16 protein-coding genes are annotated in these 17,676 nt (G+C 59.6%); 10 read left to right on the top strand and 6 right to left on the bottom strand.

From position 1 onward, the window contains the following. Positions 1–126: 126 nt before the first annotated feature. Positions 127–936, bottom strand: a complete 810-nt coding sequence (locus tag BLU75_RS03680; RefSeq protein ID WP_084379375.1) for a UDP-2,3-diacylglucosamine diphosphatase — start codon at positions 934–936, stop codon at positions 127–129. 134 nt (positions 937–1,070) lie between these two features. Here BLU75_RS03680 and BLU75_RS03675 point away from each other — a divergent pair, with 134 nt between their 5' ends. From BLU75_RS03675 to BLU75_RS03665, 3 genes are all read left to right on the top strand, one after another. After that, positions 1,071–1,829, top strand: coding sequence for a helix-turn-helix transcriptional regulator (locus tag BLU75_RS03675; protein ID WP_084379376.1), 759 nt, complete (start codon positions 1,071–1,073; stop codon positions 1,827–1,829). 92 nt (positions 1,830–1,921) lie between these two features. After that, positions 1,922–2,803 (top strand): DMT family transporter, encoded by an 882-nt coding sequence (locus BLU75_RS03670; protein ID WP_084379377.1) that lies wholly within the window; start codon positions 1,922–1,924, stop codon positions 2,801–2,803. Positions 2,804–2,931: 128 nt separating this feature from the next. Continuing rightward, a complete protein-coding gene (locus BLU75_RS03665) occupies positions 2,932–3,213 on the top strand; it encodes a hypothetical protein (RefSeq protein ID WP_084379378.1) in 282 nt (93 codons plus the stop codon). A gap of 33 nt (positions 3,214–3,246) precedes the next feature. Here BLU75_RS03665 and BLU75_RS03660 read toward each other — a convergent pair whose 3' ends face one another. Continuing rightward, positions 3,247–3,534: an Rdx family protein gene (locus BLU75_RS03660; RefSeq protein ID WP_084379379.1), complete on the bottom strand. Its 288-nt coding sequence runs from the start codon at positions 3,532–3,534 to the stop codon at positions 3,247–3,249. A gap of 84 nt (positions 3,535–3,618) precedes the next feature. Between BLU75_RS03660 and BLU75_RS03655 the strand changes: the two genes are divergently transcribed. Further along, the gene (locus BLU75_RS03655) at positions 3,619–5,808 is read left to right on the top strand and encodes a patatin-like phospholipase family protein (protein WP_084379380.1); all 2,190 of its coding nucleotides are present in this window, start codon (positions 3,619–3,621) and stop codon (positions 5,806–5,808) included. Positions 5,809–5,856: 48 nt separating this feature from the next. On the opposite strand, the gene BLU75_RS03650 is transcribed toward BLU75_RS03655, so the two are convergent. Continuing rightward, positions 5,857–6,291 (bottom strand): MarR family transcriptional regulator, encoded by a 435-nt coding sequence (locus BLU75_RS03650; protein ID WP_084379381.1) that lies wholly within the window; start codon positions 6,289–6,291, stop codon positions 5,857–5,859. Between the two features lie 121 nt (positions 6,292–6,412). Continuing rightward, the gene (gene recQ / locus BLU75_RS03645; protein ID WP_084379382.1) at positions 6,413–8,539 is read right to left on the bottom strand and encodes a DNA helicase RecQ; all 2,127 of its coding nucleotides are present in this window, start codon (positions 8,537–8,539) and stop codon (positions 6,413–6,415) included. Positions 8,540–8,813: 274 nt separating this feature from the next. On the opposite strand from recQ, the gene BLU75_RS03640 reads away from it, so the two are divergent. The 3 genes from BLU75_RS03640 (at position 8,814) to BLU75_RS03630 (ending at position 13,388) form a co-directional block, all read left to right on the top strand. Continuing rightward, positions 8,814–9,401, top strand: coding sequence for a UPF0149 family protein (locus BLU75_RS03640; RefSeq protein ID WP_084379383.1), 588 nt, complete (start codon positions 8,814–8,816; stop codon positions 9,399–9,401). Positions 9,402–9,421: 20 nt separating this feature from the next. Further along, positions 9,422–9,805, top strand: a complete 384-nt coding sequence (locus tag BLU75_RS03635) for a YbaN family protein (RefSeq protein WP_084379384.1) — start codon at positions 9,422–9,424, stop codon at positions 9,803–9,805. A 112-nt stretch (positions 9,806–9,917) separates the two neighbouring features. Beyond that, entirely contained in the window at positions 9,918–13,388 is a 3,471-nt protein-coding gene (locus BLU75_RS03630) for a hybrid sensor histidine kinase/response regulator (RefSeq protein WP_084379385.1), read from the top strand. Positions 13,389–13,478: 90 nt separating this feature from the next. On the opposite strand, the gene BLU75_RS03625 is transcribed toward BLU75_RS03630, so the two are convergent. After that, positions 13,479–14,843, bottom strand: coding sequence for a DNA recombination protein RmuC (locus tag BLU75_RS03625; protein WP_165447477.1), 1,365 nt, complete (start codon positions 14,841–14,843; stop codon positions 13,479–13,481). Between the two features lie 175 nt (positions 14,844–15,018). After that, on the bottom strand, positions 15,019–15,342 hold the full coding sequence (locus tag BLU75_RS03620; RefSeq protein ID WP_084379387.1) for an SEL1-like repeat protein: 324 nt from the start codon (positions 15,340–15,342) through the stop codon (positions 15,019–15,021). Between the two features lie 447 nt (positions 15,343–15,789). On the opposite strand from BLU75_RS03620, the gene BLU75_RS03615 reads away from it, so the two are divergent. The 3 genes from BLU75_RS03615 to BLU75_RS03600 all read left to right on the top strand — a co-directional run bounded on the left by BLU75_RS03615 (position 15,790) and on the right by BLU75_RS03600 (position 17,557). Continuing rightward, positions 15,790–16,095, top strand: coding sequence for a hypothetical protein (locus tag BLU75_RS03615; protein WP_084379388.1), 306 nt, complete (start codon positions 15,790–15,792; stop codon positions 16,093–16,095). 474 nt (positions 16,096–16,569) lie between these two features. Next, complete coding sequence (locus BLU75_RS03605) at positions 16,570–16,794, top strand: hypothetical protein (protein WP_007898912.1); 225 nt, start codon at positions 16,570–16,572, stop codon at positions 16,792–16,794. Positions 16,795–17,074: 280 nt separating this feature from the next. Next, positions 17,075–17,557 carry a hypothetical protein gene (locus BLU75_RS03600; RefSeq protein WP_084379389.1) on the top strand — a complete coding sequence of 161 codons (483 nt, stop codon included), beginning with the start codon at positions 17,075–17,077 and terminating at the stop codon, positions 17,555–17,557. The last annotated feature ends 119 nt before the right edge of the window (positions 17,558–17,676 follow it).

Here is a 17,676-nt window from a genome sequence, read left to right as displayed (position 1 = left end):
GCTCCCACACGTGCTTTGAGCACCGCGGACTTGCAGCTTGCCATCCACCCCTCTCACCCCAGAGTTTATTCCTAGATCAAGACACAAGCGGGCTTGCTCGCCCCACTTTTTTGACCGCGGTGATCGTCAGCCCACCACCATCTCAGCCTTGAGCTGTGCGTCCCTGGCCTGCTCGTCGGACAATCGATACAACTCGATATGCCCGTCCCAGTGTTCGATCAACGCCGTACACGACTCCACCCAATCGCCACAGTTGAGATAGTCCACCTCGCCTACCTTGCGAATTTCCGCGTGGTGGATATGCCCGCACACCACGCCATGCAGTTCGCGCCGGGTCACCTCGTGGGCGATGGCCTCTTCGAAGTCACTGATAAAACTCACCGCGGTTTTCACCTTGTGCTTGAGGTAGGCCGACAGCGACCAGTAGCCATAACCGTAGCGGGCCCGCCAATGGTTCAGCCAACGGTTGAGGGTCAGGGTAAATTCGTAGGCTGAATCGCCGAGAAACGCCAGCCAGCGGTGATAACGGGTGATGACATCGAACTGGTCGCCGTGGATGACCAGCAAGTGGCGCCCATCGGCCGTCACGTGGACCGCTTCATCCACCAGTTGGATATTGCCCAGGATCAGTTTCGAATAACGCCGCAGAAACTCATCGTGGTTGCCGGTGACGTAAATCACCTCGGTGCCGCGTTTGCTCATGGTCAGCAGCCGACGGATCACATTGGTGTGGGCTTGTGGCCAATACATGCCGCCGCGCATTTTCCAGCCATCGATGATATCGCCCACCAGATACACTCGATCGGCGTGGTAGCCCTTGAGAAATCGCGACAGGTGTTCCGCCTGACAATCCCGGGTGCCCAAGTGCACGTCGGAAATCCACAGGGTACGGACCCGTTGCTTGCGGCTGGGTTTGGCGAGCTCGGCGCTGGTCATGGGCATACCTCAACGGTGTTTTCGCGAGCTTGCTCCCTGGCGATTAATAGCCCATGACAGTGTTGCGTCAATCTGATGACAGCGTTTGCCGGGGCACAAGCGGTGTAAACTGCCGGCCTGCCCGGGAGATTGCAATGAGACCGACCCTGACGCTGCGTCACTACACCCACGACCTGATTTCCCACAGTCACGACCACGCGCAACTGGTGTTCGGCCTGGCCGGTCGCCTGGACTTCGAGGTGGAAGGTGTCGGCGGCGAAATACGCCCGCACGGGGTCATGGTCCTGCCCTTCTCCACGCATCACGCCTGCGGCAGTCCCCAAGGCAGTCATTGCCTGGTACTGGATGTGCCTGATGAGCAGTGGCTGGTGCAATCGCTGGGAGAACACGCCGATGCCAGCCGCCGCTTGCTGGATCAACCCGCACGCGTGCTGCTGGACGCCCGGCAAGGCCAGTTGGTCAACTGGTTGGCGGGCAGCCCGCTGCAAGACCCGCTGATCGCCCAGCAGGGCGCGGTCCTGTTACTGGCCTCCCTCAACGGCCCGGCAGCCGCTCGGCACGGGAGCCGACGCTTACCCTTTGGCGCGTTCAACGCGCATATCGATCAACAGGCCGCTTACCCGTTGCAAGTCGCGGACCTGGCCCGGCTCGCCGATCTATCGGTCGCCCGACTGCATGCACGGTTTCTCGCCGAATGCGGGCAAACACCGATGGAGTACATCCGCGCCCGCCGCCTGCAGATGGCACGTGGATTGTTGCGCGACACTCACCTGCCCATCGGTGAGATTGCCGGTCGGGTCGGCTACGGATCGCAAAGCGCCTTTGCCGCCGCGATGCTGCGCGAGTTCGGCAGCGCCCCGGGGGCCTTGCGACAGCTCGACCAAGCGCGCTAGTCCTGCGACAAAACCCGCGACTTCCACGACAGACATCGCGCTACTCACAGCTCTACACTGGGCGCCAGCCTGCTTATTGCTTAAGGATCGTCATGACTCCCCGCACCGCCCTCGGCGCCCTGCACATCGGTGCATTGATGTTTGGCCTCACCGGGGTCCTCGGCAAACTCGCCGCCGCGTCGCCGAACATGATCGTGTTTGGTCGAGCCGCATTCGCCGTGATCGCACTGGCGGTGTTCGCGCGCTTCGCCAGCAATACGCCATGGCAGAAGCTGTACAGCGCCGATTGGCGACGCCTACTCCTGAGCGGCCTGCTGTTGGCCGGACACTGGGTGAGTTTTTTTATCGCGGTGAAGGTCGCCGGCGTCGCGATTGCGACGCTGGGTTTCGCCACCTTTCCGGCTTTCACGGTGATCCTCGAGGGGCTGATCTTCCGCGAACGGATTCGCGCCAATGAAGTCGTCTTGGTGATCTTGGTGAGTGTCGGCCTGGTGCTGGTCACGCCGGATTTCGACCTCGCCAGCCAGGCCACCAGCGGTTTGATCTGGGCAGTCGGCTCCGGCCTGCTGTTTTCGCTGCTGTCACTCAACAATCGCGCCAGCGCAAGCATCCCGCCGGTGCAGGCCGCGTTATGCCAGAACATGGTGGTCGCGCTCTGCTTGCTGCCAGTGGCGGCGCCCGGCCTGGCCGACGTGCGCGCACTGGACTGGTTGTGGATCGGCCTGCTCGGCGTGTTCTGCACCGGCCTGGCCCACAGCCTGTTTGTCGCCAGCCTCGCTGTGCTCAAGGCGCGCACGGCCGCGGTGGTCTTTGCCATGGAGCCGGTCTACGGCATCACCGTGGCCTGGTTGTTGTTCGACGAAAACCCGACCCTGCGCATGTTGCTGGGTGGCACGCTGATCATCGTCGCCATCGTCGTCTCGGGCCTAATGGGCAGCGCCGGCAAAGCCAAACAGCCGACTGCCGTGGCCTGATCTATACTCTTGCTGTCCGCAACAGTCAGTAGTCGTTCAACGGATACTGACTCCTCGACGACAGCCATAGTCCCTGAAGTTGCTGCATGCGAGTGGTCACTCCCTAAACGCCAGGCAGGAGTTTTACCATGGACATGTTCATCAACCTGATCATTCAGATCATCAGTGGTGCGATTGGCGGCAATCTGGCCGGTTTAAGCAAGCAAGGCATGGGTTCAGGACTCAACACCGTGATCGGCGGGGTTGGCGGCCTGGTGCTGGGCCAGATTCTCACAGCCGTCACCGGCATGCCGGCTGGCGGTGCAATGGATGTCGCGGCGGTCGGCAGCAATATAGTCGGCGGTGGCGTCGGCGGACTGGTCCTGACATTTGTCATCGGCTGGATCAAGAACAAGATGGCGGCTAAATGACCTATCGCCCGCGACCTGGGGCACAACCATCGTCTATTGCGTGCGATCGTTGTGCCCCAGGTCGCGCTGCGGGTCGATCTGGTCGCGCACCCGCTGCTTGAGCACCTTGGCCTCCGGAAAGCCACCATCGACCTTGCGTTCCCAAATCTGCACAGCGTCGCAGGTGATACGAAACACGCCACCGGTGGCGGGTTCCAACGCCACTTTGCCGAGGTCGTCGGCAAACGTGCTCAACAATTCCTGGGCCAGCCACGCTGCGCGCAGCAGCCACTGACATTGCGTGCAATACGTGATGACGATCTCGGGCTTGGACGCAGACATGAAATGACAGACTCCGGACATAACAGGACGGGTTGATCGGATGGCTATAATAGCGGCCTTTATCGTCCAGCCCCGAGATTGATGATGCGCCGCCTGTTGTCCTGCCTGCTGCTGTGCCTGTTCCCCCTCCTTGTGCACGCCGTCGATACACCACGTCCAAAGGTCGGCCTGGTGCTCTCCGGCGGCGCCGCCCGTGGCCTGGCGCACATTGGCGTGCTCAAGGCCCTGGAAGAGCAAGGCATTCATATCGATGCCATCGCCGGCACCAGCATGGGCGCGGTCATTGGCGGACTGTACGCGTCGGGCTACAAGATCGACGAGCTGGAAAAACTGGCGCTGAACATCGACTGGCAGTTGGCGCTGTCCGACGCCCCACCCCGGGAAGACGTGCCGTTCCGGCGCAAACAGGATGACCGGGACTTTCTGATCAAGCAGAAGCTCAGTTTTCGCGACGATGGCAGCCTCGGTCTACCCCTGGGGGTGATCCAGGGCCAGAACCTGGCGCTGTTGCTGGAAAGCATGTTCGCTCACAGCAGCGACACCCGGGACTTCGACAAGCTGCCCATCCCATTCCGGGCTGTGGCCACCGATATCACCAGCGGCGAAAAAGTCGTGTTTCGCAAGGGCCACCTGCCTCAGGTGATTCGCGCCAGCATGTCGATCCCGGCTGTCTTCGCGCCAGTGGAACTGGACGGCCGCCTGCTGGTGGATGGCGGCATGACCGACAACATCCCGTTGGATGTGGCACGGGAAATGGGGGTCGATGTGGCTATCGTGGTGGACATCGGTACGCCATTACGCAGCCGCAAGCAGTTGGCGACGGTGGTGGACGTGCTCAACCAATCCATCACCCTGATGACCCGCAGCAATTCTGAAGAGCAACTCAAGGCGCTGCGTCCGGACGATGTGCTGATCCAACCGCCGCTGGCGGCGTTTGGCGTGACGGATTTTGGTCGGGCCGAAGAGATGATCGACGCGGGTTACCGCGCCACTCGCACCCTGGATGCGCGCCTGGCCCACCTGCGCCCCGTCGATTCGGTCGACGCCGAACTGAACGCCGCACGTACACCGGGCCGGCGCAATCCAAAGATCACCGCGATCGAGGTGGAAAACGACTCGAAAGTCGGTGATGAGGTGATCCGTTACTACATCCGTCAGCCCATCGACGAGCCACTGGATCTGGGCCGACTGCAATCTGACATGGGAACCCTGTACGGCCTGGACTACTTCGAGCAGGTGCAATACCGAGTGGTGAAAAAGGCTCAGGACAACACTCTGGTGATCAGCGCTCGTGGCAAACGCAGTGGCACCGATTATTTGCGACTGGGTCTGAACCTGTCCGATGACATGCGTGGCGACAGCGCCTTCAACCTTGGCGCCAGCTACCGCGTCAACGGTATCAATCGCCTCGGCGCCGAGTGGCTTACCCGCGTGCAGATCGGCGACCGTCAGGAGCTTTACAGCGAGTTCTACCAGCCTATGGATACCGGCTCACGCTACTTCATCGCACCTTACATCAGTGCCCAGGCACAGAACGTCGAACTGATCCTGGATAACGATCCGATCTCGGAATATCGCCTGGAACGTTATGGCTTCGGCTTGAACGTTGGCCGACAGATCGGCAACAGTGGCGAGATCCGTTTCGGTGTCGGCGAAGCCTGGGGCAACGCCGATGTACGCATCGGCGACCGGGACCTGCCAAGCGTCAGCTTCAACGAAGGCTTCTACGAGTTGAAGTACTCCTTCGACACGCTGGATAACGTCTACTTCCCGCACACCGGCGAGGAAATCGGCCTGGCTTTCCGTGAGTTCGAGCCGGGGCTGGGTTCCGACCAACGCTATCGCCAGTGGGAACTCAAGTTGGACAAGGCCATGAGCCACGGTCCGGACACGCTGGTGCTGGGCGGTCGCTACGGGCGCACGCTGGATGATTCGGAGGTGGTGATTTCGAGCTTCCTGCTGGGTGGTGCACGACAGTTGTCGGGCTTTCGCCAGGACGCGATTTCAGGGCAGAACGTCAGCCTGATGCGCGCGGTCTACTATCGTCGCCTGACCCCGCGCTCATACTTGCCGCTGGACTTCCCTTTATACCTGGGCGCTTCGCTGGAACGCGGACGGGCCTGGAACAACGATAACGAGTTCGACAGCGGCTATATCAACGCGGCGAGTATTTTCCTCGGCTTCGATACACCGCTGGGACCGCTGAATTTCAGTTATGGGTTCAACGACGCCAATCAGAAAGCGGTGTACCTGAACCTCGGGCAGACCTTCTGAAGTCAGCAACGTAACCGTTCCCGCGCGCGGGAACGGTCAAGGCACGGCTCAGGACTTTTCCAGGTTCGCCAGGATGTGTCCATGCACCCGCATGCACACCGCCAAATCCTCTTCGTCAACACCCACAAAAAGTTCATGGCGCAAGGCCGTGGCAATGGTTTCGATCTGCTCGATCAGCGGACGTGCCGTGTCGCACAGTACAATGCGTTTGGCGCGACGGTCTTCGACCACCGCCTGGCGCTGCACCAGCTCCTGGCTTTCCAGACTGTCGAGCAACCGGGCCAGGGTCGGCCCTTCAACCCCCACACTTTGCGCCAATTCGCGTTGCGTGGGCGCGTTTTCAAAGCGAGCCAGGTGCAGCAGCACCAGCCAGCGTGCCTGGGACAAACCGAGCCCCGCCAGACGACGATCCAGCTCGGCGCGCCAGCCTCGAGACATTTGCGCCAGTTGCATGCCAAAACGGTGTTGATCGGTTAACGACATAAAAAACTCATGGATTAGACTGAAAATAAAGTTTGGCTAATTATTAGTCAGCTAAGCATGACCCATGTTAGGAGGCAAGGTTAGCCACGGACTGTTTCGTTACATTGTCGTAATTGCCACATTAAACTTCGAATTCCGACTGCAAAGCGGCTCTGACACAGTACAAGACACCCTCCGGCACCCTGCCAGTGAACAGCGGAGCGATGTCGGAAACCGCTGGCAATTCGCCTTCTCCGTCGAGAAATGCATCCTGGATCTCGCCGAGCAAATCTTCGGGTAAATCAAGGGCTTGGTCCAGGGACAATTGCTGTTGGCCAATGGACTCGGCCAGCAAGGTGTAGACGTTTTTTTCCGAGCATTGCAGTTGCCCGGCAATCTGGATCGGGGTCATTCCGGCCCGCGCCAGGCTGATCAATTCGTGGCGGATATCGGCAATTTCCTTCGGCGCTTCGGTCTGCCCGCCAATGACTTCGAGGAAAGCCTGCCCATAACGCTCCAGCTTGCGGGCACCCACGCCGCTGACCCGACCCATTTCGGCCATGCTGGTCGGCTGCTCGCGGAGCATTTCCAGCAAGGTGGAGTCGGGGAAGATGACATAGGGCGGCACGCTGTGCTCCTGCGCCAGTTTGCGGCGCAACGCCCGTAACGCTTCCCACTGCTCGCGCTCCTCACTTCGCACCAGTTGACTGGCCTGGCTGGTGCTGGTCTTCGGCGTGGTCTGCGGTTTCAGGTCGCGGCGCAGTTCAAGGCTGACTTCGCCCTTGAGCAGCGGCCGGCAACTGTCGTTCAAGCGCAGCCCACCGTAGCCTTCCAGGTCGATGTCGACCAGGCCACGGGCGACCATTTGCCGGAACAACGAACGCCACTCGCCTTCGGCACGCGCCTTGCCCACCCCGTAGACGGACAGGTGTTGATGGCCGAAACTGCGGACTTTCTCGTTATCCTTGCCCAACAGCACGTCCACCAGATGCCCGACGCCATATCGCTGGCCGGTACGGTAGATCGCCGACAGGCCTTGTCGCGCGGGCTCGGTGGCATCCCAGGTCTGCACACCATCGACGCAGTTGTCGCAATGGCCGCACGGCTGGGGCATGTCTTCGTCGAAATAGGCGAGCAACGTCTGACGCCGGCAGCGGGTCTCTTCGCACAACGACAACATCGCATCGAGTTTGTGCTGCTCCAACCGTTTGTGCCGCTCATCGCCTTCGGAGTTCTGCAGCATCTGCTTGAGCATCACCACATCCTGCAGACCGTAGACCATCCAGGCATCCGCCGGCAGGCCGTCACGCCCGGCACGCCCGGTTTCCTGGTAGTACGCCTCGAGAGACTTGGGCAGATCCATGTGCGCGACGAAACGCACGTTGGATTTGTCGATGCCCATGCCGAACGCAATGGTCGCAACCATGATCAGGCCTTCTTCGTTCAAGAAGCGCTTCTGATGATAGGCCCGCAGTTCGTTGGGCAGGCCGGCATGATAAGGCAGCGCCGGGTAACCCTGTTCGCAAAGGAACGCCGCGACTTCATCGACCTTCTTGCGCGACAGGCAATAGACGATGCCGGCATCGCTGCGCCGCTCTGAAAGGAAGGCCAGCAATTGTTTGCGCGGCTGCTCCTTGGGCACGATGCGATAGAAAATATTCGGCCGGTCAAAACTCGACAGAAAACGCTCGGCTTTCTGCAAATGCAGGCGCTCGACGATTTCCTCACGGGTGCGCTTATCGGCGGTGGCCGTCAGGGCAATGCGCGGTACATCGGGAAACAGTTCCGCCAATTGCCCCAACTGCAGGTATTCACGCCGGAAATCATGACCCCACTGGGATACACAGTGGGCTTCGTCGATGGCGAACAGGGCAATTTCCAGGCTCTGCAGAAACGCCAGCATGCGCGGCTGCACCAGGCGTTCGGGTGCCAGGTAAAGCATCTTCACTTCACCGCGGCGGATACGGGCCGCGAGGTCGCGCTGTTGTTCGGCGCTCAGGGTGGAATTCAAGGAGGCGGCAGCAACACCCAGCTCTTCAAGGGTGGCGACCTGATCATCCATCAGCGCGATCAGTGGCGAGACCACCACCGCCAGCCCTTCGCGCAGCAGTGCTGGCACTTGGAAACACAGCGACTTGCCACCACCGGTAGGCATCAGAACCAGCGCATCACCGCCGCAGGCCACGCGCTCAATGATTGCACCCTGGCGGCCACGAAAACTGTCGTAGCCGAAGATGTCCTTGAGGACGCGCTGAGCCTGTTCAAGCATGAAAAACTCCAAATTCCACCGAAATCCCTCTGTACAGGCTGGCTGAAAAAACGCGATCGCACGGAAATAATCCGTAAGCGAAGTTTTCCCGCGAACGGCGCCGGGCCTGCAAGGGCATCACAAAACGCGGCAGTATACCCGAGCACCACCCGGCAAAGGGTGCCACTGACGAATAGCGCTGCGACGGATAACCTTGCAAATATGCCGTGCGGCTGGCCTGCGCGCTCAAGAAGGCCTAGAATTCAGCATCGTTTATTCCCAAGGTAGTCCTTCAATGTCCTTCGCTGAGCAACTAACCCGCCTGCAAGCCTTCCTCGATGCCGATGAGCTGCACGACGAGGCGCTGGACTACGTGGCCGCCCACGGCTATCTGACGGCTCTTTCGATCTGCTCCGAGTCGGTGCCTGAGCGCGAGTGGATCGACGCGCTGTTCGCCGAGGAACCGCACTACGCAGACGCCGCGCAGCGCGAGGAAATCGAATCCACCCTGCTCGCCCTCAAGGCCCACATTGCCCGCCAACTGGCGTCCGACGAGGAATTCGAGCTGCCTTGCGACCTGGACCTCGGCGAAGAACCGGACGACTCCGACCTGCGCGGCTGGTGCATCGGTTTCATGGAAGGGGTGTTCCTGCGCGAAGCGGCCTGGTTCGAAACCGCCGAGGAAGAGGTCAGCGAAATGTTGCTGCCGATCATGGTTGGTTCCGGCTTGTTCGACGATCAGCCGGAGTTCGCCGACATCGCCGCCGACGCTAACTTGATGGACGACATGATCGTACAGATTCCGGAAGCACTGACTGCGCTGTACCTGTTGTGCAATGCACCTGACGAAAAACCGGCGATCCTCAAGCCTCGCCACCACTAAGTCCCTCGCCCGTGACACCCATGGGCAAGCACTCGCCGATTGTACGCTACGCGCTGCTGGCCATTGGCTGGTTGAGCGTCGTACTCGGGGTGATCGGGATATTCCTGCCGGTATTACCCACCACCCCTTTCCTCTTGCTCGCGGCAGCCTGCTTTGCCCGCAGCTCTCCGCGCTTCTACGACTGGCTGGTGCAACACCCGCGCCTGGGTCCGTGGATTCGCGATTACCTGGATGGCAATGGCATTCCCTTGAGGGGCAAGTCGTATGCGATCGGTCTGATGTGGCTGAGCATTGGCGTGTCCTGCTACCTGGTCCCGCTGCCTTGGGCCCGTGCGCTCATGCTGATCAGCGCGGTGCTGGTGACGATCTATATTCTGCGCCAGAAGACCCTGCCCCGCCGCTGAATGCCTGGGCCACGCCCACACGACTTTCGTCGACACAGACTAACGTCAGACATCATGCGAGACTGTCGTCCCGGGCCTGGAATGCCTGGGTGTTCCTCTGTCCGGAGTTCTCATGACGTTGTCCAGCGGGCTAATCGCCGCCGTTGCCCTGGCCTATATGGCCATTATGTTTGCCATCGCTTTCTACGGTGACCGTCGCCTCAAGCCGCTGACGCCCCGGGTGCGCGCGTGGGTCTACAGCCTGTCACTGGCGGTCTACTGCACCAGCTGGACCTTCTTCGGTGCCGTCGGTCAGGCCGCCGAACAGTTGTGGGCATTTTTACCAATCTACCTGGGACCCGTTCTGCTGCTGTTGCTGGCGCCCTGGGTCTTGCAAAAGATGGTGCTGATCAGCAAGCAGGAAAACATCACCTCCATCGCCGACTTTATCGCGGCCCGCTATGGCAAATCCCAGACCCTGGCCGTGGTGGTGGCGTTGATCTGCCTGGTGGGCGTGTTGCCCTATATCGCCCTGCAACTCAAAGGCATCGTGCTGGGGGTCAACCTGCTGATCGGCGCCGGGGCCGATGCCACCGGTACACGCGCCCAGGACACCGCGTTGATTGTGTCCCTGGTGCTGGCGCTGTTCACCATTGTCTTCGGTACCCGTAACCTGGATGCCACCGAACACCACCGCGGCATGGTGCTGGCGATTGCCTTCGAGTCCCTGGTCAAGCTGTTTGCGTTCCTCGCCGTCGGGGCCTTTGTGACGTATGGCCTATACGACGGTTTTGACGATCTGTTCAACCAGGCAAAGCTCGCACCGCGGCTGGAAGAGTATTGGAAAGAGACCATCAACTGGCCTTCGATGGTGGTCCAGACCGGCGTCGCGATGATGGCGATTATCTGCCTGCCCCGGCAATTCCACGTCACCGTGGTAGAAAACATCGACCCCCAGGACCTGCGCCTGGCGAAGTGGGTGTTTCCGGCCTACCTGGTGTTGGCGGCGCTGTTCGTGGTGCCGATTGCCCTGGGCGGAAAAATGCTGTTACCGGATTCGGTGCTGCCGGACTCCTATGTGATCAGCCTGCCTCTGGCCGAAGCGCACCCGGCCTTGGCATTGCTGGCGTTCATTGGCGGTGCCTCGGCGGCGACCGGGATGGTGATCGTCGCCAGTGTCGCGTTGTCGACCATGGTCTCCAACGACATGTTGCTGCCTTGGCTGCTACGCCGCACCAACGCCGAGCGGCCGTTCGAGGTGTTTCGCCACTGGATGCTTTCGGTGCGCCGGGTCAGCATTGTGATTATTTTGCTGCTGGCCTACGTCAGCTATCGCTTGCTTGGCTCCACCGCGAGCCTGGCGACCATCGGCCAGATCGCCTTTGCCGCCGTCACACAACTGGCCCCGGCGATGCTCGGGGCGCTGTACTGGAAACAGGCCAACCGCCGAGGCGTGTTCGCCGGCCTGGCCGCCGGGACCTTCTTGTGGTTCTACACGCTGGTGCTGCCGATTGCCGCCCATGGTCTGGGCTTGTCACTCAACCTGTTCCCGGGCCTGGCGTGGCTGCGCGGCAATCCGCTAGGACTGCCGATCACTCCACTGACACAAGGTGTGGTGTTGTCGCTGGCCGGTAACTTCACGCTGTTTGCCTGGGTCTCGGTGCTGTCGCGCACCCGCGTGTCCGAGCACTGGCAAGCCGGGCGGTTTATCGGTCAGGAAATCAGCCAACGGGCCAGCGCACGCTCGATGTTGTCAGTGCAGATTAATGATTTGCTCAGCCTGGCCGCACGTTTTGTCGGTGAAGAGCGGGCTCATCAGAGTTTTATTCGCTTTGCCTATCGTCAGGGTAAAAGTTTCAATCCCAACCAGAACGCCGACAACGATTGGATCGCCCATACCGAACGACTGTTGGCCGGTGTACTCGGCGCGTCGTCGACACGAGCGGTAGTGAAAGCGGCCATTGAAGGCCGGGAAATGCAGTTGGAGGATGTAGTCAGGATCGCCGACGAGGCATCCGAAGTCTTGCAGTTCAACCGCGCGTTGCTGCAAGGCGCGATTGAGAACATCACCCAAGGCATCAGCGTGGTCGACCAGTCTCTCAAGCTGGTGGCCTGGAACCGTCGCTACCTGGAGTTGTTCAACTATCCGGACGGACTGATCAGCGTTGGCCGGCCGATTGCCGATATCATTCGCTACAACGCCGAACGCGGGCTGTGCGGACCGGGAGAGGCCGAGGTGCACGTGGCTCGTCGCCTGCACTGGATGCGCCAGGGTCGCGCGCACACCTCTGAACGACTGTTCCCCAACGGCCGAGTGATCGAACTGATTGGCAACCCGATGCCCGGCGGCGGCTTCGTCATGAGTTTCACCGACATCACCGCGTTCCGCGAGGCCGAGCAGGCCTTGACCGAGGCCAACGAAGGCCTGGAGCGACGCGTCGTCGAGCGCACCCAGGAACTGTCGCAGCTCAATGTCGCTCTCACCGATGCCAAAGGCGTCGCCGAGTCGGCAAACCAGTCGAAAACACGCTTCCTCGCAGCCGTCAGCCGCGACTTGATGCAACCTCTCAACGCCGCACGCCTGTTCTCCGCCGCACTCTCCCATCAGAACGAAGGAATGTCGGGAGACGCTCGGCAATTGGTGCAACATCTGGACAGCTCGCTGCGTTCGGCTGAAGACCTGATCAGCGACTTGCTGGACATCTCGCGCCTGGAAAACGGCAAGATCACGCCACACCGCCAACCGTTTGCTCTCAACGAGTTGTTCGATGCGCTGGGGGCCGAGTTCAAGGTTCTGGCTCAGGAACAAGGTTTGCGCTTCCGCTTGCGCGGCAGCCATTTGCGCGTCGACAGCGACATCAAGTTGCTGCGGCGAATCCTGCAGAACTTCCTGACTAACGCTTTTCGCTATGCCCACGGCCCCGTGCTGCTGGGTGTCAGGCATAGCGCTGGCGAACTGCGCCTGGAAGTCTGGGACCGTGGCCCGGGCATTCCGCTGGACAAACAGAAAGTGATCTTTGAAGAATTCAAGCGCCTGGACAGCCACCAGACTCGCGCGGAAAAGGGGTTGGGACTGGGACTGGCCATTGCCGACGGACTGTGCCGGGTCTTGGGTCATCGTTTGCGTGTGCACTCATGGCCGGGCAAAGGCAGCGTGTTCAGCGTCACCGTTCCCCTGTCCAAGACTCCGGCCAACGCTCCCGTTCAACCTGTGCCGGAGAAAGGCCAACCTCTCGGCGGCGCTCAAGTGCTCTGCGTGGACAACGAAGACAGCATCCTGATTGGCATGCGCAGCCTGCTGAGCCGCTGGGGTTGCCAGGTCTGGACTGCCCGTGACCAGGCGCAATGCGCCGCCTTGCTGGCCGAAGGAGTGCGTCCGCAATTGGCGCTGGTGGATTACCACCTTGACCATGGTGAGACCGGTACCGAATTGATGGCCTGGCTGCGCGCGCAACTGGCGGAGCCGATTCCTGGCGTGGTGATCAGCGCGGACGGACGTCCGGAGATGGTGGCCCAAGTGCATGCGGCGGGATTGGATTACTTGGCCAAACCGGTAAAACCTGCTGCGCTCAGGGCGTTACTGAGCCGCCACCTGCCTTTGTAGCCCAGCGTCTTGAACCATGCCGAGCAAGCGAAGCTGCTACCGGGTGCTGAGATTAGGCTTGTTCGGGAGGGCTGATCGATGCTTGGCGGGTTATTCAGGTAACTGCGCCAGCCCGTCTTCGTCGGTCATGGCCCTTTCCAGCAGATCCGCCGGCAAACTTTTACTGGCGCGGGCCCCGAGCAACTTCAACTGCTCGGTACGGCTGATCAGATTACCGCGCCCATCCGTCAGTTTGTTACGCGCCGCGCTGTAAGCCTTATCCAACTGCTGAAGACGATTACCCACCTCATCCAGATCCTGGATAAACAACACGAATTTGTCGTACAGCCATCCGGCGCGCTCGGCAATTTCCCGCGCGTTCTGGCTCTGTCGCTCCTGCTTCCACAGGCTGTCGATCACCCGCAGGGTCGCCAGCAAAGTGGTCGGGCTGACGATCACGATATTGCGGTCGAACGCTTCCTGAAACAGATTCGGCTCGGCTTGCAACGCCGCCGAGAACGCCGCTTCTATCGGCACGAACAGCAGCACGAAATCCAGACTGTGCAAGCCTTCCAGACGCTTATAGTCCTTGCCGGCCAAGCCTTTTACGTGATTACGCAAAGACAAGACATGTTGTTTAAGGGCCGCCTGTCCCATCCCCTCATCATCGGCGGCCACGTACTGCTGATAGGCCGTGAGGCTGACCTTGGAATCCACCACCACCTGCTTATCGCCTGGCAACAGGATAAGCACGTCCGGCTGGAACCGCTCGCCATCCGGGCCCTTGAGACTGACTTGGGTCTGGTATTCGCGACCCTTTTCCAGACCCGCGTGCTCAAGCACGCGCTCCAGAATCAGTTCACCCCAGTTGCCCTGGGTTTTCTGCCCCTTGAGGGCACGTGTCAGGTTGGTGGCTTCGTCCGACAGGCGCAGATTCAGTTGCTGTAGCCGCTCAAGCTCCTTGGCCAGGGAAAATCGCTCCCGTGCTTCGTTTTGGTAGCTTTCTTCCACACGTTTTTCAAACGACTGGATGCGCTCCTTCAGCGGATCAAGCAATTGCCCGAGGCGTTGCTGGCTGGTTTCGGCAAACCGTTGCTCGCGCTCATCGAAGATTTTTCCGGCCAGCTCGGCGAACTGCGCACGCAGCTCATCCCGCGAGCTGTGCAGGTCGTTGAGGCGTTGCTGATGGCCTTCCTGTTGCTCGCGCAGCTCCGCGCGCAGGGACGCCGACAAGGCATCCAGCCGACGCAGCTCGGTTTCCTTGGCGGAACGTTCGATGTTCCAGGCATGCGCGGCATCCCGGGCGTTGTCGCGGTCGATCTGCAGCAGCTCGACTTCCCGGCGCAGCGCCGCCAGATCTGCCTGTTTGGCAGCGTTGGCTTGGCTCAGATCGCTGATTTCGTCACGACTGGCTTCCAGTTGCGCCGTCAGTCCTTCCTGGGCCATCTGCGCCATGACCAAGCGCTCTTCAAGCAACTCCCCACCGGCCTTGCGTGCATTCAGGCGCTGCTGGACCTGCCAGCACAGCACCAGCAAAGGCAACGCGGCGGCGCCGAGACCCAGCACCACACTGGTCCAGTCAAAAGCCATGGCCACTCCTGCCAATACCGTAAAAAACCAAGGTTAACCAAGCAGACGCGTTGTGGACAGCTCAGTCTTCGATCTGCCCAAGTTCGCGCTGAGCAAGGCGGTCGCCGGCACGGGCGGCCTGGCGCAATAGGTCGTGCCCAATGCGCCGATCCCGCGCATTGCCACATTCGCGACACATCAGTTGCCCTAGGCGGCTTTGTGCCGCCACAACACCTTCACGGGCCGGCTGTTTAAGCAACCGCCCGGCGAGATGCTTGATATTGGGGTTATCACCAATGCGCGGGTTGTCCAGCAACCAAATAGCAACCTTCAAAGAGAAGCGCTTTGGAGCGGTAACACTGGCAGGGCTATCGGTAACGGAAGGTGACACTGAGCGAAACTTCATAAAACACTGTAGGGCAGAACGGAAGGCGCGCCACTCTACTCCTTTTTTCGTATGGGTAAAGCTGAAAAAAGTCTGTACGCCCGTTCTAGAGCAAGCGCTCGGGACAATCCACAGAAGCTGTGGATAACTCAGTGGACAACCCCCCTTTAAATCCCGCAAAGCCCCATGAAACGGGGGTCGCGCTCAAACTGTCGATTTTTTCACCAATAAAAAAAAGCCAGATTTTTCATTGACTTATATTTTTGATCCAGGCTATCGGAGCCATTCACGGAGCAGCGAAAGCCCGGTGACAACCTGCGCCACCAATGTGCACAACCGCCGTCTTTAGCATCAGGTTGCCGGCCATTAGCCAGTATCTGCCTCTGAACCGGCGACAAACGATCCACTTTTCAAACACTCTTCAGCTCGCCACACTGTCCGCCCTACAATCGAGGGGAAACGCGTTGCATGAAAGGAATGCTGCTATTTGCATTATTGCTGCTCCTCGTTTGTACGATGTCCATCGGTATCAACACCGCGCTACCGTCTCCGGATGGCGCATTGTTTGCCATCGCAATCCTCTTGTCGGCCGCCTTTACCGCAGTCAGCCTGTGTATCGAGCTGGTAGAAGGACAGATCAACGATATGGGCGATCTGATGAAGATCATCGAAACCGGCCAATCCCTGCGCCTGTCCCTGGCAGCCTATGCACTGGGTTGCTCGCTGGCCGCCGCCATCACTGTTTTGGTTTATCGCGGCCTTTCGGGAGGTTGATCAAGTTTTTTGCTAACACACTTGCTTTAGCCGTTTCAACCCATTACTATCTACGGCGTTAGTACCAAGCTGAAAGTCAATTCTGGTCGAACAAATCCCCGCGACGTAGCTTCCCTAAAGAGAAGTTCTGTCCATATCGATGGGATCGACCACCTCGATGGTTTCCAGGTATCACTTGCGACGACACGGCCTTTGAATAATGCAAAGGGTGTCGCGAAGTCTCAATACTCTGACCGAACCAACCTGCAAATTGATCAGGATCTTCACCCCGGGCCCAGAACCTTTGCCCTTGTTGTGTTGCCTGCCCTCCTAAGTACCTACCTGCCAGACCAAGCGCGCCAAACTTAATCAGCGCTTCAAACTGGCTGCTTTGTTCCAGTCGGGTTCTTCGCTTGATCAATGGTGATCAGCGTCACTGGAACGTTTTAACGTTGCACGGTTCTTATCCGTGTCATTTGTAGGAACACCAATAATATGTCCACTCAAATCCACACACAGGATGCCATTCGCACCCTAACCAACGCTTTTGCCCCAATGAACTGCCTGATCATGGCCGCTCGCAAAGGCTGCTTCAGCTTCACCCTGGTTAACGAACACGGCATCGCTCGTCACAGCGAACGCCTGTATCCCGATCAATACTCCAGCGCAGAACCGCTGCAGGCCGTGATCGAGCGTACCCGCCAGGCCCTTGTCGCCTGATCGTTTACCCCGGCTGAAACCCCAAAACCCTGCCCCAAAAGCAGGGTTTTTTATTGCCTGTCATACGGCATTTGGGCAACTTTTCTAAGGCCAAACAGATATAACGTTTATAACCCCACGATGAAAATATTTTAAAAACAGTCCTTTACATCATGAATCTGACACTACACTTCAACTCAAGCGGCTTCTTCCGCTTCCGACGGGCCTGAGATCCAATCCACCGCTGCCAAGCCCCCTACTTCTCAGGTCTCGTCGCCCACTTCAATGCTTCGAGGGCCTTATGGGTATCGCCGCCAGCGAATTGTGCCGCTATGTGATCCGCCCCACACTGGTTTACCTGGGGCGCCACAGCCAGACTGCTGAATTCCTGTTACTGGGCATTGCGGCCAGCCAGTCGGAGCTGGGGTCGGCGCTGCATGACCGTCGTGGCCATGGACTGTATCGCATCACCGAACTTCGCCATCGCGCCTTATGGGACGACTACCTGGCCCTCGATCCGGAACGCGCCAGCCTGGTACGTGGACTTGCCAGTCAACATGCGTTTCTCAGCGGCCCTCAACTCGAACTGACCGTCAACTTGCGTTACGCCACCGCTATCGCCTGGCTATTGGTGGAACAACATCGCACCGAATTGCCACGACCTGACGATTTACTGGGCATGGCACGTATCTGGAAAGAAATATTTCACCCTCAAGGACGCCTGCGAGATTTCACTCAAGCCTGGCATTCGTGTGTTTCCCCCCTGAATCAGGTCGCTTGCTGACCGGGCAATTTGCAAGATTCGTCAAAAATCGGCAAATCTGGTCGGATTGTCCTACAAAACGGCTCTATCTCCTACATTACAGCCTATAGCGCTAATTTAATTTTATTGTTACTTTCCGC

This window comes from Pseudomonas mucidolens, from assembly GCF_900106045.1.
GTDB classification, from domain to species: domain Bacteria; phylum Pseudomonadota; class Gammaproteobacteria; order Pseudomonadales; family Pseudomonadaceae; genus Aquipseudomonas; species Aquipseudomonas mucidolens.
This window is presented reverse-complemented; position numbering and strand designations above follow the sequence as displayed.

Bases quoted from the DNA above. Each gene is read 5' to 3' on its own strand.
- BLU75_RS03660 (WP_084379379.1), bottom strand. From the start codon at position 3,534: ATGTCTGCGTCCAAGCCCGAGATCGTCATCACGTATTGCACGCAATGT.
- BLU75_RS03670 (WP_084379377.1), top strand. From the start codon at position 1,922: ATGACTCCCCGCACCGCCCTCGGCGCCCTGCACATCGGTGCATTGATG.
- BLU75_RS03605 (WP_007898912.1), top strand. From the start codon at position 16,570: ATGTCCACTCAAATCCACACACAGGATGCCATTCGCACCCTAACCAAC.
- BLU75_RS03615 (WP_084379388.1), top strand. From the start codon at position 15,790: ATGAAAGGAATGCTGCTATTTGCATTATTGCTGCTCCTCGTTTGTACG.
- BLU75_RS03655 (WP_084379380.1), top strand. From the start codon at position 3,619: ATGCGCCGCCTGTTGTCCTGCCTGCTGCTGTGCCTGTTCCCCCTCCTT.
- BLU75_RS03630 (WP_084379385.1), top strand. From the start codon at position 9,918: ATGACGTTGTCCAGCGGGCTAATCGCCGCCGTTGCCCTGGCCTATATG.
- BLU75_RS03680 (WP_084379375.1), bottom strand. From the start codon at position 936: ATGACCAGCGCCGAGCTCGCCAAACCCAGCCGCAAGCAACGGGTCCGT.
- recQ (WP_084379382.1), bottom strand. From the start codon at position 8,539: ATGCTTGAACAGGCTCAGCGCGTCCTCAAGGACATCTTCGGCTACGAC.
- BLU75_RS03620 (WP_084379387.1), bottom strand. From the start codon at position 15,342: ATGAAGTTTCGCTCAGTGTCACCTTCCGTTACCGATAGCCCTGCCAGT.
- BLU75_RS03665 (WP_084379378.1), top strand. From the start codon at position 2,932: ATGGACATGTTCATCAACCTGATCATTCAGATCATCAGTGGTGCGATT.
- BLU75_RS03640 (WP_084379383.1), top strand. From the start codon at position 8,814: ATGTCCTTCGCTGAGCAACTAACCCGCCTGCAAGCCTTCCTCGATGCC.
- BLU75_RS03650 (WP_084379381.1), bottom strand. From the start codon at position 6,291: ATGTCGTTAACCGATCAACACCGTTTTGGCATGCAACTGGCGCAAATG.
- BLU75_RS03635 (WP_084379384.1), top strand. From the start codon at position 9,422: ATGGGCAAGCACTCGCCGATTGTACGCTACGCGCTGCTGGCCATTGGC.
- BLU75_RS03675 (WP_084379376.1), top strand. From the start codon at position 1,071: ATGAGACCGACCCTGACGCTGCGTCACTACACCCACGACCTGATTTCC.
- BLU75_RS03600 (WP_084379389.1), top strand. From the start codon at position 17,075: ATGGGTATCGCCGCCAGCGAATTGTGCCGCTATGTGATCCGCCCCACA.